Source organism: Streptomyces sp. NPDC020898 (assembly GCF_044333925.1).
GTDB lineage: Bacteria > Actinomycetota > Actinomycetes > Streptomycetales > Streptomycetaceae > Streptomyces.
This window is the reverse complement of the sequence record NZ_JBIRRV010000004.1, coordinates 133,732-156,351: the sequence shown is the minus strand read 5'-3', so window position 1 is coordinate 156,351 and position 22,620 is coordinate 133,732. Positions and strand designations below refer to the sequence as shown.

General features: G+C 64.1%; 27 protein-coding genes, 1 tRNA gene and 2 pseudogenes. 9 read left to right on the top strand and 21 right to left on the bottom strand.

From position 1 onward, the window contains the following. Nucleotides 1–17: 17 nt before the first annotated feature. Nucleotides 18–463, top strand: a pseudogene (locus ACH4TV_RS15140) (GntR family transcriptional regulator); the annotation flags it as partial. A gap of 15 nt (nucleotides 464–478) precedes the next feature. On the opposite strand, the gene ACH4TV_RS15135 reads toward ACH4TV_RS15140, so the two are convergent. The 9 genes from ACH4TV_RS15135 to ACH4TV_RS15095 form a co-directional block, all read right to left on the bottom strand. Next, the gene (locus ACH4TV_RS15135; RefSeq protein WP_398398055.1) at nucleotides 479–1,231 is read right to left on the bottom strand and encodes a hypothetical protein; all 753 of its coding nucleotides are present in this window, start codon (nucleotides 1,229–1,231) and stop codon (nucleotides 479–481) included. 95 nt (nucleotides 1,232–1,326) lie between these two features. Beyond that, nucleotides 1,327–2,241: an RNA polymerase sigma factor SigF gene (locus ACH4TV_RS15130; RefSeq protein ID WP_398398053.1), complete on the bottom strand. Its 915-nt coding sequence runs from the start codon at nucleotides 2,239–2,241 to the stop codon at nucleotides 1,327–1,329. Between the two features lie 279 nt (nucleotides 2,242–2,520). After that, nucleotides 2,521–3,447: a SigB/SigF/SigG family RNA polymerase sigma factor gene (locus tag ACH4TV_RS15125; protein ID WP_398398051.1), complete on the bottom strand. Its 927-nt coding sequence runs from the start codon at nucleotides 3,445–3,447 to the stop codon at nucleotides 2,521–2,523. A 208-nt stretch (nucleotides 3,448–3,655) separates the two neighbouring features. After that, nucleotides 3,656–3,949: a Dabb family protein gene (locus ACH4TV_RS15120; protein ID WP_398398050.1), complete on the bottom strand. Its 294-nt coding sequence runs from the start codon at nucleotides 3,947–3,949 to the stop codon at nucleotides 3,656–3,658. Nucleotides 3,950–3,965: 16 nt separating this feature from the next. Beyond that, on the bottom strand, nucleotides 3,966–4,142 hold the full coding sequence (locus ACH4TV_RS15115) for a hypothetical protein (RefSeq protein ID WP_398398048.1): 177 nt from the start codon (nucleotides 4,140–4,142) through the stop codon (nucleotides 3,966–3,968). 84 nt (nucleotides 4,143–4,226) lie between these two features. Continuing rightward, nucleotides 4,227–4,311, bottom strand: a tRNA-Ser gene (locus ACH4TV_RS15110). Nucleotides 4,312–4,362: 51 nt separating this feature from the next. Then, complete coding sequence (gene tadA, locus ACH4TV_RS15105) at nucleotides 4,363–4,806, bottom strand: tRNA adenosine(34) deaminase TadA (RefSeq protein WP_398398046.1); 444 nt, start codon at nucleotides 4,804–4,806, stop codon at nucleotides 4,363–4,365. Nucleotides 4,807–4,868: 62 nt separating this feature from the next. After that, entirely contained in the window at nucleotides 4,869–5,411 is a 543-nt protein-coding gene (locus tag ACH4TV_RS15100; RefSeq protein WP_398398815.1) for a hypothetical protein, read from the bottom strand. 224 nt (nucleotides 5,412–5,635) lie between these two features. Next, the gene (locus ACH4TV_RS15095) at nucleotides 5,636–5,836 is read right to left on the bottom strand and encodes a hypothetical protein (RefSeq protein ID WP_398398044.1); all 201 of its coding nucleotides are present in this window, start codon (nucleotides 5,834–5,836) and stop codon (nucleotides 5,636–5,638) included. A gap of 115 nt (nucleotides 5,837–5,951) precedes the next feature. Between ACH4TV_RS15095 and upp the strand changes: the two genes are divergently transcribed. Beyond that, nucleotides 5,952–6,587: a uracil phosphoribosyltransferase gene (upp, locus tag ACH4TV_RS15090; RefSeq protein ID WP_398398042.1), complete on the top strand. Its 636-nt coding sequence runs from the start codon at nucleotides 5,952–5,954 to the stop codon at nucleotides 6,585–6,587. Nucleotides 6,588–6,618: 31 nt separating this feature from the next. Here upp and ACH4TV_RS15085 read toward each other — a convergent pair whose 3' ends face one another. Together ACH4TV_RS15085 and ACH4TV_RS15080 are read right to left on the bottom strand one after the other, a co-directional pair. Further along, entirely contained in the window at nucleotides 6,619–7,269 is a 651-nt protein-coding gene (locus ACH4TV_RS15085; RefSeq protein ID WP_398398041.1) for a LytR C-terminal domain-containing protein, read from the bottom strand. 122 nt (nucleotides 7,270–7,391) lie between these two features. Further along, complete coding sequence (locus tag ACH4TV_RS15080; protein WP_003999914.1) at nucleotides 7,392–7,688, bottom strand: type II toxin-antitoxin system VapB family antitoxin; 297 nt, start codon at nucleotides 7,686–7,688, stop codon at nucleotides 7,392–7,394. 104 nt (nucleotides 7,689–7,792) lie between these two features. Between ACH4TV_RS15080 and ACH4TV_RS15075 the strand changes: the two genes are divergently transcribed. After that, nucleotides 7,793–9,466 (top strand): helicase HerA-like domain-containing protein, encoded by a 1,674-nt coding sequence (locus tag ACH4TV_RS15075; RefSeq protein ID WP_398398039.1) that lies wholly within the window; start codon nucleotides 7,793–7,795, stop codon nucleotides 9,464–9,466. Between the two features lie 31 nt (nucleotides 9,467–9,497). On the opposite strand, the gene ACH4TV_RS15070 is transcribed toward ACH4TV_RS15075, so the two are convergent. The 3 genes and pseudogenes from ACH4TV_RS15070 to ACH4TV_RS15060 form a co-directional block, all read right to left on the bottom strand. Beyond that, nucleotides 9,498–9,620: a hypothetical protein gene (locus tag ACH4TV_RS15070; RefSeq protein WP_398398037.1), complete on the bottom strand. Its 123-nt coding sequence runs from the start codon at nucleotides 9,618–9,620 to the stop codon at nucleotides 9,498–9,500. A 53-nt stretch (nucleotides 9,621–9,673) separates the two neighbouring features. Then, a complete protein-coding gene (locus ACH4TV_RS15065; RefSeq protein WP_398398035.1) occupies nucleotides 9,674–10,006 on the bottom strand; it encodes a hypothetical protein in 333 nt (110 codons plus the stop codon). Nucleotides 10,007–10,096: 90 nt separating this feature from the next. Next, nucleotides 10,097–10,618 (bottom strand): annotated as a pseudogene (locus ACH4TV_RS15060) (HhH-GPD-type base excision DNA repair protein); the annotation flags it as partial. 39 nt (nucleotides 10,619–10,657) lie between these two features. On the opposite strand from ACH4TV_RS15060, the gene ACH4TV_RS15055 reads away from it, so the two are divergent. The 5 genes from ACH4TV_RS15055 (at nucleotide 10,658) to ACH4TV_RS15035 (ending at nucleotide 14,777) form a co-directional block, all read left to right on the top strand. Next, complete coding sequence (locus ACH4TV_RS15055; protein ID WP_398398033.1) at nucleotides 10,658–12,247, top strand: recombinase family protein; 1,590 nt, start codon at nucleotides 10,658–10,660, stop codon at nucleotides 12,245–12,247. Between the two features lie 212 nt (nucleotides 12,248–12,459). Next, nucleotides 12,460–12,792, top strand: coding sequence for a hypothetical protein (locus ACH4TV_RS15050; protein ID WP_369029002.1), 333 nt, complete (start codon nucleotides 12,460–12,462; stop codon nucleotides 12,790–12,792). A gap of 194 nt (nucleotides 12,793–12,986) precedes the next feature. Further along, on the top strand, nucleotides 12,987–13,670 hold the full coding sequence (locus ACH4TV_RS15045; protein ID WP_398398031.1) for a replication-relaxation family protein: 684 nt from the start codon (nucleotides 12,987–12,989) through the stop codon (nucleotides 13,668–13,670). A gap of 69 nt (nucleotides 13,671–13,739) precedes the next feature. Continuing rightward, nucleotides 13,740–14,009 (top strand): hypothetical protein, encoded by a 270-nt coding sequence (locus tag ACH4TV_RS15040; protein ID WP_398398028.1) that lies wholly within the window; start codon nucleotides 13,740–13,742, stop codon nucleotides 14,007–14,009. A 42-nt stretch (nucleotides 14,010–14,051) separates the two neighbouring features. Beyond that, a complete protein-coding gene (locus ACH4TV_RS15035; protein WP_398398026.1) occupies nucleotides 14,052–14,777 on the top strand; it encodes a TIGR02391 family protein in 726 nt (241 codons plus the stop codon). Here the strand turns inward: ACH4TV_RS15035 and ACH4TV_RS15030 are convergent. From ACH4TV_RS15030 to ACH4TV_RS15010, 5 genes are all read right to left on the bottom strand, one after another. Then, on the bottom strand, nucleotides 14,728–16,218 hold the full coding sequence (locus ACH4TV_RS15030) for a tyrosine-type recombinase/integrase (protein ID WP_398398024.1): 1,491 nt from the start codon (nucleotides 16,216–16,218) through the stop codon (nucleotides 14,728–14,730). The genes ACH4TV_RS15035 and ACH4TV_RS15030 overlap by 50 nt on opposite strands. Then, entirely contained in the window at nucleotides 16,218–16,460 is a 243-nt protein-coding gene (locus ACH4TV_RS15025) for a helix-turn-helix domain-containing protein (RefSeq protein ID WP_398398022.1), read from the bottom strand. Before ACH4TV_RS15025 ends, ACH4TV_RS15030 begins: the two co-directional genes overlap by 1 nt. Nucleotides 16,461–16,588: 128 nt before the next feature. Next, the gene (locus ACH4TV_RS15020; protein WP_398398020.1) at nucleotides 16,589–17,071 is read right to left on the bottom strand and encodes a hypothetical protein; all 483 of its coding nucleotides are present in this window, start codon (nucleotides 17,069–17,071) and stop codon (nucleotides 16,589–16,591) included. A gap of 438 nt (nucleotides 17,072–17,509) precedes the next feature. Then, complete coding sequence (locus ACH4TV_RS15015; RefSeq protein ID WP_398398019.1) at nucleotides 17,510–18,403, bottom strand: hypothetical protein; 894 nt, start codon at nucleotides 18,401–18,403, stop codon at nucleotides 17,510–17,512. Nucleotides 18,404–18,792: 389 nt separating this feature from the next. Further along, the gene (locus ACH4TV_RS15010; protein WP_398398017.1) at nucleotides 18,793–19,374 is read right to left on the bottom strand and encodes a DUF2690 domain-containing protein; all 582 of its coding nucleotides are present in this window, start codon (nucleotides 19,372–19,374) and stop codon (nucleotides 18,793–18,795) included. Between the two features lie 31 nt (nucleotides 19,375–19,405). On the opposite strand from ACH4TV_RS15010, the gene ACH4TV_RS15005 reads away from it, so the two are divergent. Beyond that, on the top strand, nucleotides 19,406–19,855 hold the full coding sequence (locus tag ACH4TV_RS15005) for a hypothetical protein (RefSeq protein ID WP_398398015.1): 450 nt from the start codon (nucleotides 19,406–19,408) through the stop codon (nucleotides 19,853–19,855). A gap of 69 nt (nucleotides 19,856–19,924) precedes the next feature. Here the strand turns inward: ACH4TV_RS15005 and ACH4TV_RS15000 are convergent, their stop codons facing one another. Both ACH4TV_RS15000 and ACH4TV_RS14995 read right to left on the bottom strand, forming a co-directional pair. Next, nucleotides 19,925–20,203: a hypothetical protein gene (locus ACH4TV_RS15000; protein WP_398398013.1), complete on the bottom strand. Its 279-nt coding sequence runs from the start codon at nucleotides 20,201–20,203 to the stop codon at nucleotides 19,925–19,927. Next, the gene (locus ACH4TV_RS14995; RefSeq protein WP_398398011.1) at nucleotides 20,191–22,446 is read right to left on the bottom strand and encodes a type IV secretion system DNA-binding domain-containing protein; all 2,256 of its coding nucleotides are present in this window, start codon (nucleotides 22,444–22,446) and stop codon (nucleotides 20,191–20,193) included. The genes ACH4TV_RS15000 and ACH4TV_RS14995 overlap by 13 nt, the downstream gene beginning before the upstream one ends. Between the last annotated feature and the right edge of the window lie 174 nt (nucleotides 22,447–22,620).

Genomic DNA, 22,620 nt, shown 5'->3' with positions numbered 1-22,620 from the left:
CTCACCAGGACCGCTCAGGGCGCCGGGGGACACAGCGCATCGTCCACGCGGGGGAGGAGCCGGCGTCCGGGAAGGTCGCCGGGCTGCTCGGCGTCGCCGCGGGCGAGACGGTGATCGTGCGGCGCCGGGTCGTCGAACTCGACGGTGAGCCCTGCGAGTTGACGGACACCTACTACCCGCCCGGATCGCCTCGGGCACCGCACTCGCCGGTGCGGCCAAGATTCCCGGTGGGGCCGTCACCCTGCTCGCGCGGCTCGGGCACGTGGGCGTACGGGTACGTGAGGACGTGACCGCCGGGCTGCCCAACGCGGCGGAACAGCGGGCGCTCCGGCTCGGCCCGGACCAACCCGTCCTGCGGCTGACCCGGCTCACCCTCGACGCCGGCGACGGCCCCCTTCAGGCCGACCTGATGACCATGCCCGCCCACCGCCAACGCCTGCGCTACGAACTCCGGATCGGGTGACGGGCACCGTCGCCGTCACGCCCACTCGACCTCGACGTCCCGTGTCTCCACCCGCATCCCCCACGGCACGCGCCACGCCTCGACGCACACCGTCCAGGTCTCTTTCGCTCTCGCACCCGGCCCGATCGGCACCGGAAGCGGCACGCTGGACTCGATCGTCGCCCAGTCGATCCCCAGCGCGTCGATGATGTGCGTACCGAAGGTCACCGTCCCCGAACGCACCGGTGAGCCACCGGCGTTGTGGAAGGCGAGCGTCACCTGCTCGCACCAGCGTTCGTCCGTGGGTTCGCGTTCGGGGTCGCCCGTGATCAGGCGCGCGGGACCTGCCGAGGGAACCTTTGTGGGAGGCGGCGAACTAGGACTCGCGCCCACGCCTGTACTCGGGCCCGCACCCGCACCCATACCTGGGCCTGGGCCTGTACTGGTGTCCGCACCGCCGGAGTTGGTGCCCTCCACGGAAGAAACGGAAGAAGGCGCCCGACTGCCCGGTGTGCGGACCGGCGCCGGTGTGGTGGTGGGCGGCCGACTTGCCTGTGCGGGAGGCGAGTTGGACGTGACCCTTGGTTTCGGCTCGTCCAGCGGTACGAACGTCACGTCCCCGGTGGGAGCGACCGCCGTACCGCCGACCGCCGGTCGCTCGACCGCGACGTAGCCCTCGTCGTGTCCGCCACCGCCTCCGCAGGCCACCAACACCCCTGCCAGGGCGGCGCAGATGGCCAGGGCGGGGGTGCCCCGGTGGTCGGACAGGCGCGTCGGTCGAAGCGGCATCGCGACATCGTCGCTGATACCCCGTCAGAAGTGAACCCTCGGACGGGGATCGAGCCCGGCCCTGGGGCCGGCGGCCTTCGACTCGCTCAGTTCCCTCAGTCGGAGATCAGGCCCTCGCGGAGCGTGGACAGGGTCCGGGTCAGGAGGCGGGACACGTGCATCTGGGAGATGCCGACCTCCTCGCCGATCTGCGACTGGGTCATGTTGGCGAAGAAGCGCAGCATGATGATTCGGCGCTCGCGCGGCGGGAGTTTGGCCAGCAGCGGCTTCAGCGACTCGCGGTACTCCACGCCCTCCAGCGCGGTGTCCTCGTAGCCGAGGCGGTCGGCCAGGGAGCCCTCGCCGCCGTCGTCCTCGGGGGCCGGGGAGTCCAGGGAGGAGGCCGTGTACGCGTTGCCGACCGCGAGGCCGTCGACGACGTCCTCCTCGGACACGCCCAGGACCACGGCGAGTTCGGGCACCGTCGGCGAGCGGTCCAGCTTCTGGGCGAGCTCGTCGCTGGCCTTGGTGAGGGCCAGGCGCAGCTCCTGGAGGCGGCGAGGTACGCGCACCGACCACGACGTGTCGCGGAAGAAGCGCTTGATCTCGCCGACGACCGTCGGCATCGCGAACGTCGGGAACTCGACGCCGCGTTCGCAGTCGAAGCGGTCGATCGCCTTGATCAGGCCGATGGTGCCGACCTGGACGATGTCCTCCATCGGCTCGTTGCGGGAGCGGAAGCGGGCCGCCGCGTACCGGACGAGAGGGAGGTTGAGCTCGATGAGGGTGTCCCGGACGTACGCACGCTCGGGGCTGTTCTCGTCGAGGGCGGCGAGCCGCAGGAACAGGGAACGGGACAGGGTGCGGGTGTCGATGGCCCCCGTGGCCGGAGCGGCCGGGAGGGCCTGGACGGCCGGGGCTGCCTCTGCCTCGACCTCCACTACGAGGGCCGGGACGTCGTGAAGCTCGGCGGGCGCCGGCTCGCTCTTCATGAGCGTGAGCACCTTCGAGCTGCCCTGGTCTACGGACATGCCACCCCCTTTGGGTCGCGGACGGTCGCGGCGGACGCTCCCGTCTGAGGAACGCAGCCTTCACCTGAATACCGGAGCCGAAGCCCCGGCAAACGCTCTTCCCGCAGAATGTCACATGTCGGCAACACGCTGTAGTGACATGTCGACATGGAGGTACCGAATCGGCCCTGGAAAGAGGGGGTCTGACGGTTTTTCAGCCAAGAACCACCGGGAAAGACCTTGCTGAGCGATTCGCTCTCGCAGGTGACGACTCGATCCTGTGTCCGGTCGGGTGACCGGCTACGCCTCGATGCGGTTCGCCGAGCGCAGCCGCGCGAAGCTACGCGCCAGTAGCCGGGACACGTGCATCTGGGACACGCCCAGTTCCGCGCTGATCTGCGACTGGGTGAGGTTGCTGTAGTAGCGCAGGAGCAGGATCCGCTGTTCGCGTTCGGGGAGTTGGACCAGGAGATGGCGGACCAGGTCGCGGTGCTCCACGCCGTCCAGCGCCGGGTCCTCGTAGCCGAGGCGGTCGACCAGGCCCGGCAGGCCGTCGCCCTCCTGGGCCGCCTCCAGCGAGGTCGCGTGGTACGAACGGCCGGCCTCGATGCACGACAGCACGTCGTCCTCGGAGATGCGCAGCCGCTCGGCGATCTCGGCGGTCGTCGGGGTACGCCCGAACGCTGTCGTCAGGTCCTCGGTCGCACCGCTGACCTGCACCCACAGCTCGTGCAGCCGGCGCGGTACGTGGACCGTGCGGACGTTGTCCCGGAAGTACCGCTTGATCTCGCCGACGACGGTCGGCATCGCGAAGGTCGGGAACTGCACGCCCCGGTCCGGGTCGAACCGGTCGATGGCGTTGATCAGGCCGATGGTGCCGACCTGGACGACGTCCTCCATCGGCTCGTTGCGGGAGCGGAAACGGGCGGCCGCGTAGCGCACGAGCGGGAGGTTGGCCTCGATGAGCGCCCCGCGTACGCGGTTGTGCTCCGGCGTACCCGGGTCCAGCTCCTTGAGCTGGCCGAAGAGGACCTGAGTGAGCGCCCGGGTGTCCGCGCCGCGGCTCCGTGGGGGAGCGGGCTCCTGGGGAGCGGCTTCCTGGGGGACGACAGGCGTGACGTGGGGCGTGACGTGGGGCGTGACGTGGGGCGTGACGTGGTCCTGGGGGACGACAGGTGAGATGTGCTGGGGTGCGGCTTCCTGGGGTGGCGCAGTACTGGCCGACACGGTCAACGCCACCTCTTCATCGGTCTTCACTCGGTCTGTAGCAGTCAACTCATCCGTCAAAAGCGGTCATAGCATCACAAGACATGTGCACTGTGTGCAAGCACCCCATAACACCGTGTTGAGGGAGAAGTTGGGGCGCAAGACGCGAAAAAGCCCCGCACCGATCCGATGCGGGGTTGACCGTGCGGCCGAATGGCGGCCCCAGGGCTCAGAATTCGTAGTCGGCGATCACCCACGTGGCGAACTCGCGCCACGGCGCGACCGCCGCCTGATGCGCCGGGTGTTCCAGGTACCGCGAAAGCGCGTCCGTGTCCTCGACCGCCGAGTTGATCGCGAAGTCGTAGGCGATGGGGCGGTCGGTGATGTTCCAGGCGCACTCCCAGAAGCGGACCTCGCCGATCTGGCCGGGCAGCGCACGGAACGCCTCGACGCCGGCCACCACACTCGGATCGTCGCGCTTGACGCCCTCGTTGAGCTTGAAGAGGACCAGATGGCGGATCACATGTACTCCCTGGCTGCTACTTGGCGCCGTCGGCGACCCACGTCATGAAGTCGCCTATCGCGCTGGCCGCGTCCGAGACACCTTCGAACGCTATCCCGACGTAGTCGGCCGCCCCTCTAGGGTCCGTGATGATCACGTACAGCACGAAGACCACGACCGCATAGATGGCGACCTTCTTCGAATTCACCGCCATCGCGGCCTCCCCTCAGACCCCACCGGACCAGACCCGACTGATGTCGCACGAAAGGCCCCGCCGTCCGGCGAGGCCCTTCTCCAGCGGTAGCGGAGGGATTTGAACCCTCGGTGACTTGCGCCACACTCGCTTTCGAGGCGAGCTCCTTCGGCCGCTCGGACACGCTACCGAGAGAGACCTTACATCAAGGTGCGGCGAGGTCAGAAATCAGTATGCGAGGTCAGCGGTCGCGGCGGTCGTGCCGGAAGAAGTCGGTCAGGAGGCGGGCGCAGTCGTCCGCGAGGACGCCGGCGATCACCTCCGGCCGGTGGTTGAGCCGGCGGTCGCGGACGACGTCCCAGAGGGAGCCGGCCGCGCCCGCCTTCTCGTCGCGGGCGCCGTAGACGACCCGGTCGACCCGGGACTGCACGAGGGCGCCCGCGCACATCGTGCAGGGCTCCAGCGTCACGACGAGCGTGCAGCCGGACAGCCGCCACTCCCCCAGGTCGGCCGCCGCTCGCCGGATCGCGAGGACCTCCGCGTGCGCGGTCGGATCGCCCGTCGCCTCGCGCTCGTTGTGCCCGGTCGCGAGTACGGTCGTACCGTCCGCGGCCAGGACGACGGCACCGACGGGAACGTCACCGCCGAGGACCGCCCGCCCGGCCTCGTCCAGGGCGAGCCGCATCGCGGCCCGCCAGGGATCACGTACCGGGTCGAGCGGTTCCTCGCTGGTCAGACCCTCTTCGCTCAGCGCACTGTCTCCAGGACCTCCGACGCTCCCAGGGCCTCGGCGATCGCGCCCAGCGCCTCGTCGGCGTCGAGAGCGCGCAGTTCCTTCTCGCCGACGCCGAGGTCGTCGAGGATCTGGGTGTCCCCGACGGGACCGTGCGGTACCGCCTCGGCGGAGGTGTCGTCGGGTTCGTCGTCGGCGTCCGGATCGCTGTCCGTCTCACCGTCCTCGGTACCGTCAAGGTCCAGGGCGTCCAGATCGGGCTCGTCGGCGTCCGGATCGCGGCCGAGCAGCTCGGCCGTGAGCAGGATCTCGCCGTAGGAGCTACGAGCGGCGGCGGCGGCGTCCGAGACGTAGATACGGGGGTCGTCCTCGCCGTCGATGCGGACGACGCCGAACCAGGCGTCCTCCTGCTCGATCAGCACCAGCACCGTGTCGTCCTCGGGTGAGGATTCACGGGCCAGTTCGGCCAGGTCCGACAGCGTTTCCACATCGTCGATCTCTGTGTCGCTCGCTTCCCACCCGTCTTCGGTGCGCGCGAGCAGTGCGGCGAAGTACACCGTGACTCTCCCACTGGTCATAGGTGTGCCGGTTGGAGGTCCTCCCGGCGGAGGTCATGGGCGGGGAATGCTGTGCGCCGAGCCCCGCCCACTCGGAATCGTGGCAGAAACGGAGCGTTCAGGGGACGTCTTCGGCTCCCTGTGTCCGGCTCTTTTGATCGCACGAGCGGATCGTAACCGCCTTCCCTGCCCGCCCCGGCACGGCCACCCCATCAACGCGCGCACTACCAGCGGAACGTACGCATACGCATGGCGTGGCGCAGCCTGGCCGCCTTGGCGCGGCGTGGCTGGACACGGTCGCGCAACTCGCGCGCCTCGGTCAGCTCGCGCAGGAACAGGGCCCGTCGCCGACGCCGCTCGGCCTCGGTCTCCGACCGACCGTCGCGGGCGCGGTCGGGTGCACGGTCGGGTTCGTGGTCAGGCATGGGAACACCCCCAGTCCGATCCCTCCCACTTTCCCTCCGTCGGGCGGTTTGATGCCAGCGGGAGGGTGATGGGGAGGCAGAGCCGCTGTACGGGAGCACGGCTACTGTTAGGGACATGCGTCTCCACGTCGTCGACCACCCTCTGGTCGCCCACAAGCTCACCACCCTGCGCGACCAGCGCACGGATTCCGCGACCTTCCGCCGCCTCGCCGACGAGCTGGTCACCCTGCTCGCCTACGAGGCCACGCGAGACGTGCGCACCGAACAGGTCGACATCACGACGCCGGTCGCCTCGACCACCGGTGTCAAGCTGTCCTACCCGCGCCCGCTGGTGGTGCCGATCCTGCGGGCCGGCCTCGGCATGCTGGACGGCATGGTCCGGCTGCTGCCGACCGCCGAGGTGGGCTTCATGGGCATGGTGCGCGACGAGGAGACGCTGCAGGCGTCCACGTACGCCACCCGCATGCCCGAGGACCTCTCCGGGCGCCAGGTGTACGTCCTCGACCCGATGCTCGCCACCGGCGGCACCCTGGTCGCGGCGATCCGGGAGCTGATCAAGCGCGGCGCCGACGACGTGACGGCCGTGGTCCTGCTGGCCGCCCCGGAGGGCGTCGAGATCATGGAACGCGAGCTGGCGGGCGCCCCGGTGACGGTCGTGACGGCCTCGATCGACGAGCGCCTGAACGAGCACGGCTACATCGTCCCCGGCCTCGGAGACGCGGGCGACCGGCTGTACGGCGCGGCCGAGTAGCACACCCCAGTAGGGGGTGGGCGTACGAGGCTCAGCAGCCCTTCGGGCTGCTGGAGGGCGTCGGTGCGGGCCTGGTCAGCGCGACCAGGGCCTGGTCGGCGTCCTTTTTGCTGCTCAGGGCCGTGAACGCGGTGCCGATGATCAGGTCGACCTCGGTGGCCGACGTGCGCGTGTCGGTCTTCAGGGGCGCGCCGGCGAGCTGGGTGCCGAGGACGGGCAGGGCGGCGTCGGCGGCCGACTTCGCGCCGAGCACCATGCCGGCGCCGGGGACCTTCTTGTCGTAGGTCTTGCTCGCGTTGCCGACGTCGCCGATGCGGAAGCCGCGCTTCTTCAGCTCGTCCGCGGTCTTCTTGGCGAGTCCGCTGCGGGGCGTGGCGTTCAGGACGTTGACGGTGATCCGGCCGGGCTCGGGCAGCGCTCTGGAGGCCGTCGTCGCCGTGGGCGAGGGGGTGGCCCTGGTCGCGCAGTCCGCCTTGGGTCCGGCCGCCGTGGCCTTGCTGCCGCCGCCGGTGAAGACGTCGATGAGCTGCAAGGTGCCCCAGCCGATCAGGCCGAGGGCGGCGACGGAGGCCACGAGTCCGAGTACGAACCTGCGGCGCCCCCGGGGTCGGCGCATCCGCGGGTACTTGTCGCCCGTGATGCGGTACTGGCCGCCCATTCCGGGGGGAGTCAGCATGCTCATGGGCGCAGCGTAGTGCGCCTGGAGGGCGATGCCTACTAAATGATCATTGACCTGGCCGGGGTACTACCCGAAAGGGCCAATAAGGAAGGTAAAGAGAGCCGCGAACGAGGCCGGGAAGGACGTCAGTCCAGTTCCAGGACACGGGCGTGCAGCACCTGGCGTTGCTGGAGGGCCGCCCGGACCGCGCGGTGCAGACCGTCCTCCAGATACAGGTCGCCCTGCCACTTCACGACATGCGCGAAGAGGTCGCCGTAGAACGTGGAGTCCTCGGCGAGCAGGGTTTCCAGGTCGAGCTGGCCCTTGGTCGTCACGAGCTGATCGAGGCGGACCGGGCGCGGCGCGACATCCGCCCACTGCCGGGTGCTTTCCCGGCCGTGGTCGGGATACGGCCGGCCGTTTCCGATGCGCTTGAAGATCACACGGAAAGCCTACCGGTCCTGACGTTCCGGGCGCAGCCATGGCGACGGAGTGCGACGCTGGAAAAGATGCCGTAAACCGGGGCAAACCGGAAGAGGGGCCCGACATGAGCGACAGCGAGACCGTGCCATCGGCCACTGCGAAGGCCGCCGCGGAGCCCATGCCACCGGCAAACGCGCCCGGCTCACCACCCCGCGCGCCGGGGGGCGCCCCCGCGCTCCCCCAGCGTGCCCTGGAGATCGCCGCCGGATACGCCTTCACCGGCCCGGCGCTCGATCTGGGCGCCCTGCTGTGGGACGGAACCTGTCTCCCGGACGCCCAGATCCGCATCCCGCTCCCCATGCTCAACCGGCACGGTCTGGTCGCGGGCGCCACCGGCACCGGCAAGACCAAGACGCTCCAGGTGATCGCCGAACAGCTCAGTGCACAGGGTGTGCCCGTTTTCCTGGCCGATGTGAAGGGGGACGTCTCCGGCATCTCGGCGCCGGGGGTGACGAACGACAGGGTCGCCTCGCGCGCCGCCGAGGTGCACCAGCGGTGGACGGCGACCGGATTCCCCGCCGAGTTCTACGCCCTCGGCGGGATAGGCCACGGCATCCCCGTCCGCGCCACGATCACCAGCTTCGGCCCGGTGCTGCTGTCCAAGGTGCTCCGGCTCAACCAGACCCAGGAGCAGTCGCTCGGCCTGATCTTCCACTACGCCGACCAGAAAGGGCTGGAGCTGGTCGACCTCAAGGACCTGAGGGCCGTCGTCGCCTTCCTCACCTCCGACGAGGGCAGGGCCGAGCTGAAGAACATCGGCGGGTTGTCGACGGCCACGGCCGGGGTGATCCTCCGTTCCCTCACCGCCTTCGAGGCGCAGGGCATGGCGGACTTCTTCGGCGAACCGGAGTTCGACACGGCCGAGCTGCTGCGTACGGCGGCGGACGGGCGGGGCCTGGTCTCGGTCCTCGAACTGCCCGCCGTACAGGACAGACCGCAGCTGTTCTCGACGTTCCTGATGTGGCTGCTGGCCGACCTCTTCCACGATCTCCCGGAGGTCGGTGACGTTGACAAGCCCAAGCTGGTCTTCTTCTTCGACGAGGCGCATCTGCTCTTCAACGACGCGTCGAAGGCCTTCCTGGACGCGATCACACAGACCGTGCGGCTCATTCGTTCGAAGGGGGTCGGCGTCTTCTTCGTGACGCAGACGCCGAAAGACGTGCCCGCCGATGTCCTCGCCCAGCTCGGCAACCGCGTCCAGCACGCGCTGCGCGCCTTCACGCCGGACGACCAGAAGGCGCTCAAGGCCACGGTGAGGACCTTCCCGGACTCCGCCTACGACCTGGAGGAACTGCTCACCGGCCTCGGGACGGGGGAGGCCGTGGTGACCGTTCTGAGCGAGAAGGGCGCCCCGACACCGGTCGCCGCGACGCGGTTGCGCGCCCCCGAGTCGCTGATGGGTCCGGTCGACGCGGCCACCCTCGACCGGGCGGTCACGGAGTCCCCGCTGCACGGGCGTTATGCACAGGCTGTGGACCGGGAATCGGCGTACGAGAGGCTGACGGCGGCGCGGACCTCCGGCGGAGCGGGCGGAGCGGGTGGAGCCAAGGGTCCGGACGAGATGAAGCCCGCGCAGCCCACGAAGCCTGCCAAGGTCGTGAAGCCCAAGGAGGACCCCTCCGTCGTCGAACAGGTGGTGGGCAGCGGCATGTTCAAGTCCCTCGCCCGTTCCGTGGGCACGCAGATCGGGCGGGAGATCACCCGCTCCCTCTTCGGGACGGCACGACGGAGGCGGTAGCTCCGCGAGAAGCTCCGCCCCCGCCGACGGGTCAGCGGCCCGGCTCCTTCTGGGGCTGCTGCGGTGTTGCTTCCTTGACCTGCGGTTTCGGCGCGTTGCGTGCGGCCTCGGCGCGCAGCAGGGCGCGCAGGACCGCGTAGGGGTCGATGGCCATGTCGGGTTCCTTGTCCCTTGCGTCGTACTGATGGACCGGGGGAGCCGGGTCTGTCAGCAGCGCAGGACCACCGAGCGCAGGGCGTGGAGGGAACGCGGGGTGTGCGGGGGCAGGGACCGGGCGGGCGGGGTGGTGGGAGCCGCGGCCGGGAAGGGGGCGGGCCGCAGTGGTGCGACGGGGCGGCCGGTGCCCCGTGTCACCGGTCGCAGCACGGTGTCCAGGACGTCGTACTCGAAGACCGCCGAGCCGCTCTCGGCCGCCGTCAGGGGGGCGGGTACCGCCTGCGCGTGCGCGCCCGGCACGGACAGGGCGAGCAGCAGGACGAACGCCCGCAGCCAGGCGTACCTACGGGCGGGGCCGAGGGCGTGCGGTGCGGCGGTGTTCACGGGGGTGATCTCCCCGTGCGGAGTACGTCGTTCATCCCATCGGCGGGGAGAACCGCCCGCTCGGCGTACCCGTCGCCGCCCGGACGGCCGCTACTTGCCGGAGGCCTTCGCGGCCTTCGCCGCCGCCTTCATCTCCTGCTTGTGCGCCCGGACCTTGGTCAGGGACTCGGGGCCGGTGATGTCGGCGACGGAACGGAAGGACTTCGGTTCGCCGTAGGCGCCCGCGGCCTCGCGCCAGCCCTTGGGCTGTACGCCGAGCTGCTTGCCGAGCAGGGCCAGGAAGATCTGGGCCTTCTGTTTGCCGAAGCCGGGCAGGTCGGTGAGCCGCTTCAGGAGCTCCTGGCCGGTCTCCGCGTCCCGCCAGACCGCCTCGGCGTCGCCGTCGTAGTGCTCGACGAGGTACTGGCAGAGCTGCTGGATGCGCTTGGCCATGGAGCCGGGGTAGCGGTGGACGGCCGGTTTGTCGGAGAGGAGGGCTGCGAAAGCCTCGGGGTCGTGGGCCGCGATCTCGTGCGCGTCGAGGTCGGTCGAGTCGAGGCGTTGCGCGATCGTCGCGGGCCCTTTGAACGCCCATTCCATCGGAACCTGCTGGTCGCAGAACATTCGCAAAAGAGGTGATCAATGTTACAATAAGTAACAGGAGATCACCCTATGCAGTCACAACCGAATATCATCCAGCTCGCCCATCGTGGCGATTTCACCGGCCTCAAGTTCGCCGGGCTGGTTCGGTTGTCCTTCGAGATCAACCCCGACCGTGAGCGGTCGGAAGTCCCCCTCTCCGGCGCAGACATCAACAACCGTGAAGAACAAGAGCGGTTGTGTCGCGAGTACGTCGAGTCACGGGGTGGCACGTACATCGGGACGTACGACGAGCCCCACACCTCAGCTTGGAAGAAGAAGCGCATCACGCAGCCTGACGGCTCGTATGCGTACCGGGTCATTCGCCCCGTCTTCGAGGGGATGTTGGGCGACCTCAAGCGCGGCGCCACCAGCACCAAGTTCTTCACGCCGCTCAACGGCTTCTTGCCGCGCACAGAAGTCGACGCTGCCATCGTCTACGACGTCGACCGCTTGACGCGCGACAACCGGCATCTTGAAGACGCCATCGAGACGGTGGAGTTCTTCAATCGCCCGATCATCGACATCACGGGCACGCTCGACCTGCTGAGTGAGAACGGCCGAGATATGGCCCGCGTCATGGTGACGATGGCGGGTAAGCAGTCGGCCGCAACTTCCCGCCGAGTCAAGAACATTCACCGTGCCATGGCCCGTGAGGGTATTCCGGTAGGTGGCACCCGCCCGTTTGGTTGGAAGGCGGACAAGCGCACAGCTGACCCTGAAGAGAAGAAGCTCATTGAAGACGCCGCCCGCGACTTGCTGGATGGTGTCAACGTCAACACTGTACTGAAGCAGTGGAAGAAGAAGGACGTTCGCACGGCACGAGGCAACTTCTGGGTGCGCTCAACCTTCATCCACATGATTACATCGCCGCGCATGGTCGGCTGGCGAGTGCACGGTCCGGAGAATCAGCCGCTTCATGAGCGCTACGCCCGTGATGCAGAAGGTAACCCGATCAAGGCGCAGTACGAGGCTCTGCTGGACGAGAAGATTTGGCGGGCAGTCGTCGACCTCTTGAAGGGGCCGGACCGCCCTGGTGCCGGTGAGTACACCGGAAAACTCAAATACATGTGCTCGGGCATCATCCGCTGTGGCAACTGCGGTACCAAGTTGCGCGGTAACGCCAAGGCGAAGAACAGTCACGAGTATGTCTGTGACGGTTGTCGCAAGGTGACGGGTTCGGGAAGGGCAATCGACAAACTGATCACCGAACTAGTTCTTGCTCGCCTTGAACAAGAACAGTTGGCTGTCCCGGTTGCCAACTGGCCCAAGACAGACGAGCTTGCAGCGCTAGAAGCCTCCAAGGCTGGTTTGCTCGCTCAGTTCAAAGAGAACCCCGACATGGGGGCACACATCTGGCCGGAAGTTCGTAAGCGGGAGATGGAGATTACCAAGCTGACCAGGGAGCGGGCGGCCTATTTGCGCAAGACGGCACGAACGCAGCGACCTAACCTAGTGGAAGTGTGGCCCAGCTTGGAAGTGGAGCAACGGCGCGAGATTTGCGCCGAACAGTTCGAGGCGATCATCTTGAACTCGGCAACCAAGGGTGCGAACCGATTTAACCCGGCTAGGCTTCAGGTGGTCTATCGGCAAGAATTTGCTCAATACGCTTCCGCTGCTTAGGCGTAAGCGGAGGTGCGTCCTTGAGCTGTGACGCCACCCAAGCCTGAATCTCGGCATCAGAAGAAGCGTCGGCCTTAGCGGCTGGCGCTTCTTTCTTGTGCTCTTTCGGTTCTGGTGGGGTGGTTTTGTTGCTCACAGCAAAAATTCAACTTCTTATTGCTTAATTATATCAGTCCTGTTCGACACTTTGAATACTGAAAGGAGTTGTCGGCATGGCATACGTGACACGGCGCGTCAGCGATCTGTCTGGCACCGAAGGTGCAGAGTCCGATTTCGCAGCCCTCACCGTTCGCCGGTACCCGGGCCTTGAAAAGCCCGTTCAGCTGGACGTGACGCCGGAGGAGATCAAGGAACTCAAGGACAACGAGGAAGTTGTCATAGTCGAAGTCAAGCAACCCGGCAGCAACGATTCCGAACTCGTCCACATGCTCCGCGACGACTTCGACGCGCTTGCACCTAAAGACAACATGGCCGCACTACTTGGTCAGGCTCGCGGCACTCGTGGCCGTCGACCTGGAACCAAGGTCAATGGCAACGGCGGCTGAGGCGTAGTCACCAAAAGCCCGTGCTTCTCACTACCACTGCGGTGGTGGGAAGCACGGGCATCTCTCGACACTCAGGGTGTGTGCGTACCCCGTGTGGCGAGCGTGTGGTGACCCCTACGCCTGGACGGTCGTTGACCTCTGTGAACGGGCGACTCAACGCGGGCACAGCTACCCGCAGAAGGGAGGTTCTTCTGATGGAACTCAGCGCAAGGGATATGGAGGTGGTCAGGGTCGTTGGACGCTTCTACCAACTAGCGTCCTCGCATGTAGCGACGCTGCTTTTTCCAGACACGACGGGGACGCCGGTGGATAGGACGCTGGCTCGACTGGTTCGCCTGGAAGCGTTGAACCGGATCGGTCGGCGTGCAACCGGCCCGCAGGGTGGAGCTGGCGCTTACGTGTACCAACTCGGCGCGCGTGGTTGGTGGCTTCTCGGGCGTGAGGGTCGCTACCGACCGTACCGCTCGATTAACCACCACGCGTTGCGGGTGGCAGATGTGTACGTGGACCTCGTGACTGCGGAACGGGCAGGAGGGATCAAGATTCTGCATGCTGAACTGGAGCAACCCATTGGCAACGCTCGGCCAGACCTGACTGTTGAACTCGGACTCGTCCAGCAGCGCCAGAAGACGAGTTACGCGATCGAGGTGGACCTTGGCTCCGAGAAGCCGCGAATCATTACAGCCAAGTGCGCCGCGTACATCGAGGCATTCAAGCGCGGCCTGCGCGACCCGTTCCCGTACGTCCTCTTCCTCGTGCCTGACGAGTGGCGGAAGTCTGAGGTTTCTCGGGTGCTCGGCCGGCTGGCTGAAGGCCGGGAGGTTTTCAGTGTCGGACTGTTCGACGAGCTTGCTGCCGGATTCTTGGTAGCGCCGTGACGTTCAGGTCTGCCTCAGTCTTGCTCGATACTATTGACCAATATATAGGAGGCTTCATAATAGAGCGCAATGAGTAAGCAGCAGGAAGAACTACTAGAACAGATCGACAAGCAGTTTGGTGAGCAGTTCGCGAAGCTCTTTAAGTATTTCGATGACAAGATTGATGCCCTTGATGCAAAGCTCGATACCAAGGCGGATGCCGGACGAACTTACGCATCCTTGGATGCGATTGTGAGCAGACTTGACCGAGATGAAACTGAGCGAGCTGCCGTCACCTCACAGGTTGATCGGCATGAATCGATGCTACAGAAGGTCGCCCGCAAGTTGGGTTTGAACTAGAGGGCTAGCAACCTGGGCGGTCAACTGATATAAGTTACGGCTATGCAGACGCGTCAGGCCATTCAGAACCTTCAAGAGCTCAAGCAGGAAGCTGACACGGAGGGATTGGATCTGAGGAAATCGAGCAAGTTCTCCTCCTGGAAAGGAAGGGTACAATCAGTCCTCACTAGGTCGCTTGGTGCGGATCATCACTTGACTCAGGGGTTTGCAAAGAACCGCTATTCCCTTTCTGTCGCCTCATCTGACACGCCACAGAGTCAATGGGACAAGGCTTTCCTTGGTGGAGTAAATCGCGCTACGGGAATTATTGATGCAGCTATCTTTGAACTTCAGCAGGCTGGCACCAGCGACGACGCGGTGGACGAGACGGCATTTGATCCGGACCTCTGGGCGCATGTGCAGACTCACGTACAGAATGAAGACTGGTCGGCTGTAGCAAGCCAAACAGCGATCTTTGTAGAAGACCGCGTACGTCAATGGTGCGGCGACCCGAAAGGTAAGGACGGACAAACGCTGGTCGGTAAAGGGCTATTCGCCAAGGTCTTCGCTAACGACGGACAGTTCCGACTCGGTAAGGAAGCCGGAGAGTGGGAAGGTTGGCGCGGGCTCGGTATGGGGTTTGCGCAGGCGCTTGGCAATGTCGATCGCCATAACATTCAAAAGCGTACCGACGCAAAACGGTACGCTTTTGGTGTATTGGGTCTCGGCAGCTTGATCCTTACGCAGCTTCGTTATCAGCACGCCGAGGATCTGAACATCGAGAGCTAGAGGTTTGAGCTTGCTGTTTGACGGCTAAGTCGACGGCAACGACACCAAGAACCCAGCTCCTTGTGCATCTCGCCATAACCCTCTTCACCTCTGTTGTACGCTCGTGTACGCAGCAATAATTGGAACTCTTAAGCAGGGTGTCGTGGGTTCGAGCCCCACCTGGCCCTCCACGGAAAAAAGTCGACCACAACAGTGGTGGACTTTTTTCTTTGGTTGTCTTTTGGGTTTGCTTCACGACGGCCTCAAACGTGCTTTGACGGCTAATTTGACGGCTACGGTTGCCGTCATCGCCTTCCGTCGACTTCTCCGCGCTATCAGTTGGTTGACTCAGAACGTCTTGCAGTGCCTCCAACGCATCCCGCTTCACGTCCATGTCAGCGTGCTGGTAAATCTGTTGGGTCACGGAGACGTGGGAGTGGCCGAGGATGAGCTGAACCACTCGGGGCGGTACGCCAAGGCGAAGCATGATGGTCGCGGCCGTGTGGCGCTGATGATGAAGCTTGATGATCCGTACCTCCGCTTCGGTGCAGAGCTGCCGGAACGTCCTGCCGAAGTTGCGCGGGTTCAAGGGTGTTCCGGTCGTTGAGGTGAACACCAAGTCGTGTGCGGACGCCGGCGAGCCTGTCAGGTCGCGAAGAACAACGAGAGCGTCGGCAGCAACCTTGATGAGCGGGAGTCCGCGGCGGCTGGCGTTGGTTTTGAGCGGCCCGACCTCGATCTTGCCCTTGACGTCCTGGAGCTGCTGACGCACGTCGAAGGTGCCTTCCACGAAGTCGATGTCTTGCCAGCGCAGCCCAAGTACCTCGCCCCGGCGCATGCCGTAGAACAGGGCGAGCACGAAGGCTGCGTGTAGTCGGTGATGTCGTGCAGTGGCAAGGAACTGTTGTGCCTCTTCGATGGTCCACGGAATCACCTCGCTGGCCTGCGTCCCCGCACGAGGGAGTTCCACTAGACGTGCGACGTTGCGAGAGATCAGTTCCTCACGCATAGCGCGGCGGAGGGCTGCACTCAAGGTGTTCCGCATCATCTCGATGCGGCGTGACGAGTAGTGGCCTTCTGCGGCCTGCTCGTTGAGGAAGGCTTGGACGGCCTTGACGCTGAGACCGGCGAGGGTGTGGTGGCCGAGCGCAGGCTTGAGGTTCAGGCGACAGATCAGTTCGTACTGCTCGTAGGTCTTCGGGCGCTTGGTTCGCTGAACGACCTCCGCCAACCAGTAGTCCAGGTAGTCACCGAGCTTCCATGACTTGTCTGCGGCCGGAATGCCCTGGTCGTTCTTCGCTTTGGCTTCGGTGAGCTTCTTGTGCGCCTCGGCGCGGGTCGCGCCGTAGACGCGGACCCGCTTGCGCACACCGCTGGTGGTCAGGACGTAGACGGCACCTTCCCAACGCCCGTCCTTGCGCTGGTAGGTCGTGCCTTCGCCGTTGGAGTGACGGCGAGCCATCAGGCTGTGGACTCCTGCTGAAGTTGCTGCACGAGTGCCTGCACGGCCGCGGCGGGGATAAGTCGCCGCCTACCGATCTGGATGGTGGCCAGTCGGCGGGAACGGATCAACTGGTAGAGCGTCCACTTGCTGATCCGCAGTTTCTCCGACGCCTCCTTAACTGTCAGGAGCTCGGGTTCATCGGGATGATGGTTCTGTGGGTGAGTTTCTATATTTCCTCCTATCTGGGGGTTACACCCCACTTTCTATCTTGATGCCTGATTCTGAGTTTGGGCTTGCGTGCTGCTGAGCCTGTCGATGTCCTCGGGCTCCTGGCCCTCGTGGCCGGCTGCGGTAAGACGGTCGGGTTCAACGACACTCGGAGCCGGGGTCAGCTCTTGTCCATCTGCCCAGTCGGCTTGGGTCCGTTGAAGCGGTGAGTCATGCGGAGTGTTGTTCCTGCGATGCCCCGCAGCTCACGGACGAGCTCATCCATCTCGCTCGCGCTGACTCGTAGGTCGGTGTCGGTCTTCGGGTGCCATAGCGCTAGCTCTGCTTCCGACAGATGGTCGGCAAGCCGCAGCACCTCGACGGCGTGAACCAACCGGTTGCGCTCCCAGAGCGCTTTGGACATCCGCTGTTCCAGGTTGACGAGATCCTTGTAAAGCCCGTCGTCCGTACCTCTAGCCGCTCGGGTTTCATCGCAGAGCTTCAGGAGCTGCTGACGTGCCCCACCCACACGTTTCAGGGTGGACGACAGTTGCGACTTGTCATGGCCTCGCGCCACTGTGACGAGGTAGGCCACGCAGTACTCGACGGCCGATGCTTCGACGGTGATCTCTCCGAGAGCCTGAAGGAACTTGTCGTCTGCCATGAGGCCAGCGTGTCAGGAGGCTGCCCCTTGAAGTGAAGCGGTGACGGAGCTGTGACGCGCTGAGATGAACGCCGCGACAGGCGGCCACCGCGGCGTCGGCCTGGTGGTGCGGTTCCATCCTCACGCCGGCGGCGGGGCGAGGTCGCGTGGTTCTTGGGCGTTCACCGTGACGCGGATGAGGCACGGTCATCCCCGTGGCTCTGGGCGGCGTAGATCAGGCGCACCATGTCGCCGTGGAGCTCCCGGAGGGGTAGAGCCCCAGATCTATCCGACATGGAAAGCCATGTGGTCTCACATCTGCGCAACAAGGTTATTGGGCAGTGCCTACGCTCAACGCTTTTGATTATGAATTATGCTTCTGGTTCGTCAAGCTATCTGAGCGCTTTGCAGGGGACGAGGCCGTAGGTGGCGGCTCATCCCCTTGCAAGACCCGAGGGACTAAGTGAGAGTGTACGGAGTCTGATCACTTGCCTGGCTGTGGCGCTCCACGCTTGTTACACGGACTATGAGCTTTCCTCCCGAGCAACAAACACCCACGCTGCCGCCAGGAACAGGAATTTCTTCGGCGACAACACCGTTCTTGTCGGCCCGGTAGACGTGTTCACCGTTGTAAGGGCCTTCGAACTTCGTGAGGCCAGTTCCCTTGTCGAACTCGATTTTCACGTCTTCGTTGGGGAGGAATCCAGTGGCCCGGACCTTGATGTCTGTGCTTCCCCCAAGGCCCGACGATGGGTTGATGGAGATTTGCGGCCGGGTTGTCGGGCTGGACGAGGGGGGCAAGGGTGGTCCATCAGGCGTGACTAATACGGACGCGCTGACAGGTGCGGAAGGACTCGGCGATTTCTTGTCCTCGGGCTCATCTTCCCTAATAAAGATGGGGGCGGCTGCAATAAGGGCAGCCACGATGACAGCGCCTGCACCGATGGCAGCCACAATAATTGCTATTTTTGAGCCCCCAGGAGGTTCCTGGGATGACGCCGAGCCGGGAGGGTCCGGCCGTCGAGTCTGTGTTGTGGCCTGGCCGCCAGATGAAACCGGAATGTCTTGAAAAGAGGCGGCGGCCTCGTGCTGGTGGGGTGTTGCGTTGAGCTGGATGGCTGGGAAGTCGCTCAGCACCTGAGCCCAGATCTTGTTCCTGCCGTCGACCATGCGACCAGCGCTTAGTTGCCTGTTGACGTCCTTCCAAAAGGAACCGGCAGTGGTGAAGGCAGCTGACGAAGGAGCATGGTCGCTGGGGAACCCTGCCGCATCGAGCAGCTGCATCGCATCTACATGAGTGCGGTATTTCTGGCAGATCTGCGCCAGCTCCGCTCGGCTGAAGCTCTCTTGCACTTGATCCTCTTGTCGATCCCGCCACGCGGTGAGGCGGACGGCCTGTCGGTACACGAACATGGCACAGCGTGAAAATGATCTTCAAGCCGCGCCAGATACCCCGTGGGGGCAAGTTACAGAACTTCCGCCGTTCAGACGTCGAGATCGTGAATTTCCCTTTTTGATCATGACTTTTGGCATATGTCTTCTCTATGGATGCCGCAGAAAGATATTAATTGCCGCAATAGATCCATATTAGATAGTTATGTTCTACATGCCGAATATGTCGGATGCTGAACTGGCTACGTGGGAGGGCGAGGAGGCCGGCTCGTAGCTCGATCAAGGTAGAAAAGTAAAAACCCTGCCGCTGGATGCGGCAGGGTGAATGTTTGGTGGCTCAGGTCACAGTGCTAATAGCACGGCCCATCTTGCCAACCAGCGGAGATATCTGGCCTGCTCATGAGCCAGCCATATGGAGTTGGGTCCTCGAAGAAGGGTTCAACTCCAGTACAAGCAACTTTGGTTCCGTCGGTCATGTAAGACCAACTTGAGTCGTCTCCCGATCCGATGCTCTTGCGATACACCCCTTGGCTTTCTTCACCAGGATTCCAGACGGTCACGCGACCGTAGATGAAATCTTTACCGAAGATCAGGGTTGTTCGCTTGAGTTCTGTGAGCGCCGTGTAGCGGCCCCAGTTAGCTGCACACGAAGGTGAGTAACGCAGTTCAAGCGTTCCTACCTCATCGTCTCCATACGTGATGGCTTGGCGGCCAACTGTGATGGCGTCACCGTCGCAGAGTCCTTGTGGATTCTTGCCCGTACAGTCGGAGCCGTAACAGCCCCCAGTTTCGGCGTCGGCCGTAGCCGGAACGCCAAATAGCAACGTGGCAGAGGTAACTCCCACCACGATTGCCTTTTTCAGTCTTCTCAACTCACCCCTCCAAGGTGAAAGTATTGAAGCTTGCCTTTTGAGTTTTGCAACTTTTTGCAATTAGGTCAAGGATAAGTTAAAATTCTCCTGTATGGAAAATTTGAAATTACCTGCCCTGGTTGGCCTTGGAGTCGCTGCTGCTATTGCTTTGTTTGAGGCTGTCGTAATGCTAATTGGTGTCCGACAGGCATCAGGAAGCCCAATTGGCTTCATGCTTTCACTCGTACTGCCCGTTGCTGCGGGTTCGTTCATGGTCGGTAGGTTTAACTTTAAGGCCGGAGCTGAAATTGGCATATTTGTAGTTCTGCTTTCTCTCGGGCTCATCGGATATATCCATTTGATCTCCAATGTGTTCGTGCGCGGGGCGGCCTTTTTCTTGCTCTACTCCGTCGCTTTTTCCTTAGGTGCACATCTGTTGGAGGTCCGAGTGCTCACTCCAAAACGCAGGTGGGTGATATTCTCAAGTCTTGTTGTCGCCGTGGTTGTGTTGCAGATCGGCGTCAATTTCGCAACGCGTCTGGTATTTTCAAACGCTAGCTGATTGTGCCATTATAAGAGTTCACCCTCCAAGGTGACCCGGCCGCTTTTTCTTGCGGCCGGGTTTTTACTTCTACCACCCCCGCACCCCAGCATCTAACTCGTGATAGAGATTCGTCATGGCAGTGATGCCCACACCAAGCTCTCGGAGCGACTCCTTGATGTGCTCTCGAACCTGCTCGACAGTCTGAGTAATGGTGTCGCTGCTCATCGAGTCGCTCGACATCGGCCAGAGCCGTTCAGCCTGATTAGCTAGATGAGTCAGTTCACCGAACGTGGCATGCGCATACGCCTCGGCCTCCAGAATGAATCGCTGGAGGTCCGGTAGATCGGGAGCCATCAAGGTGTCCATTCCTGCGACCCGACGCGCGGTCGCTGCGGTGCGGGTGGCTCGGGTGCAGTTGTCCGCTGGGTAATCTCAGCCAGCACCTCGTCACGTGGACGGCCGTAGCGGTTGGTGGCTCGTTCCCACGCTTGGTCGGCCAGACCAAAGCCCGCGAAGGGCTGGGCAGTCCGGCCGGTCATGGGTGGGCTCACCCCGTCCCCGGTGACCAGGCGGGTGATCACCTCGTACGCGCCGAGGTTCATGAAGTCCTCCTCGGTGACGGCCTTGCCGAACTCTCGGGAGAAGGCGTACGCGTCATCGCGGGTGGTCTGGAAGACCACCTTGCTGCGGGCGTTCGCCATGACGGCCGCCCGCATCTCGCGCGGTAGCTGGTCGAGGTGCTGGTGAGCGAGCACCATCCCGAGCCCGAACCCCCGAGCTTGGGCGAGCATCGACTCAGGGGAGATCGGGAGCTGCAAGAAGTCCTGGAACTCATCGACGTACAGGAAGGTCGGTTGTCGTCCGCGACCCTGGCGTACGGCTTGCCACAGGGCGTTGATGAGCAGCGTCCCGGTGAGACTTGCGGTTTCTTGCCCGAGGCCGGCGAGGTTGACCAGCAGAATCTTGTTCTGCTCGATTACGTCGCGCATCTGGAAGCTTGAGTGTGTTTGACCAATAATGTTCCGAATTTCAGGACGTGCGTTCAACTGCCAGATGCGGTCGAGCACCGGTTGAACGACTCGCTCCTGTTGTGGCCGCGGCAGGGCGTTGAACCGATCCCAGAAGTGACGCAGCTCAGGCTCCTTGAGCTCTCGGATCAAGGCGTCACGCCAGCGCTGTTCACCGGGGCTGCGCGGTGCAAGTAGAGCGGTCAGGTCTACGAAGGTGTGGCCGGCTCGACTGGTCAGCGTCGACAGCCCGAAGTACAGAACCTCCCTTGTGTAGACGCCCCTTGTCTCCCGGTACAGGTACTCGAAGAGCCCCCCGATCTCCTCGACGACGGCGCGCGGGTTGGTCTGGTCGAGCACGTTGAAGCCCACCGGGCGGGATGAATCGGTGACATCGAGCACCACCAGGTCGTCAAGCCGGTGCTCCGGTACTGCGTCGAGTACTGCACGGTGGAGGTCACCCTTACTTTCGATGACCACCACGCCGTACCCCGCCGAGATGTCTTGGGCGGCGAGGTTTGCCAACAAGGTCGTCTTGCCCACGCCGGTTGGCCCGATGACATGCAAGTGCTTCAGACCATCCGTCGCGCTGGTGGCCAACGGGCGTTCGGAGCCTGGGAAGTTGGAGAAGGCGAGCACGCGTCCCGCACGCGGTACAGAACCCGAGGGCGGAAGCTGACGAGTCCGGCCAGCAGGTAGACCGGCGACATGTGGCGCACCGAGCGGCCATGCAAGAAGACCGGCTAGTTCCGTTGCAGCGAGCTGGGCAGGAAAGGCGAGGGGAGCACGAGCGCCGGCCAGGTCGTCCCGAAGCCGTCCACTCAACCGACGGCGCGGACGGAACCGAGTCGTCGCGCTCCTGGTGCTCGCAAGCGCGGTGGTGATCCGGCCGACCAGGTGCTCGGCGCGAGTATCGGTCTTGGCCTTCGACGCGATACGCAGAGCAGCGAGGAAGTTGGCCTCACTCAGCTTCTTGCGCTGTTCCTCGATGTCCTCGGCGGCGAAGGACACGGCGAGCTCGCCGAGAAGTCGCGTCGTCTTGGCCCTCGTGGCCGGCGGGGCTTTGGTCGGGGGTCTTTTAGGGACAGCCGCGGTGACGACCAATTGCGTCAGGACTGCCTCGCCGGGGCCGAGCTGCTGGACGCTCGCGAGCAACGTGGCCGCGAGGTTCGCAGGCTTCGGGATGTTCAGTAGCCGATCCGGTGAGGTCTGGCCTAGCTCAACTACCCAGCTCCACTCGTGCGTTGGTGGAGTCTCCTCGGGTGTGACCACCGTGCCGGGCAGCAAGGTGCGCAGTTCACTGGCGATCAGGTCGGCGTGCGCTGCGGGAGCCCTCAACCGATAGGAGATGCCACGTTCGGTGGCGAGGAGTTCAAAGGCGAGCGTGTTGACCCCAAAGACGCCGAACGCGCCCGTGCGCAGCGTGCCGCTAATCGCTTGGAGCCACGAGGTAACTTGCTCGGCCGTCAGGTCGGGCGGAAATAGGAGCGTGTACGCGCGGCGGCTGTCGTCTCGTGCCGCCTGCTTATTTTGTCGCATGTACCACAATCCAGCTAAGACCAGTAGGGGTGTTGCAAAGGCGAGCAACACAAAGGGGCTCATACTGAGAATTTTCGTATGAGCCCCTGAGTTTTTGCTGCTTACCGACGTCGGTAGACCAAGATGCCGAAGATGGTTACCAGCACAAGCAGAGTCGCTGCGGCGCCGATGATGTATGGAATGACTGGTTCAAGCGACCACCACAGAACCCGGATGCCTAACGCGAACCCGATGACC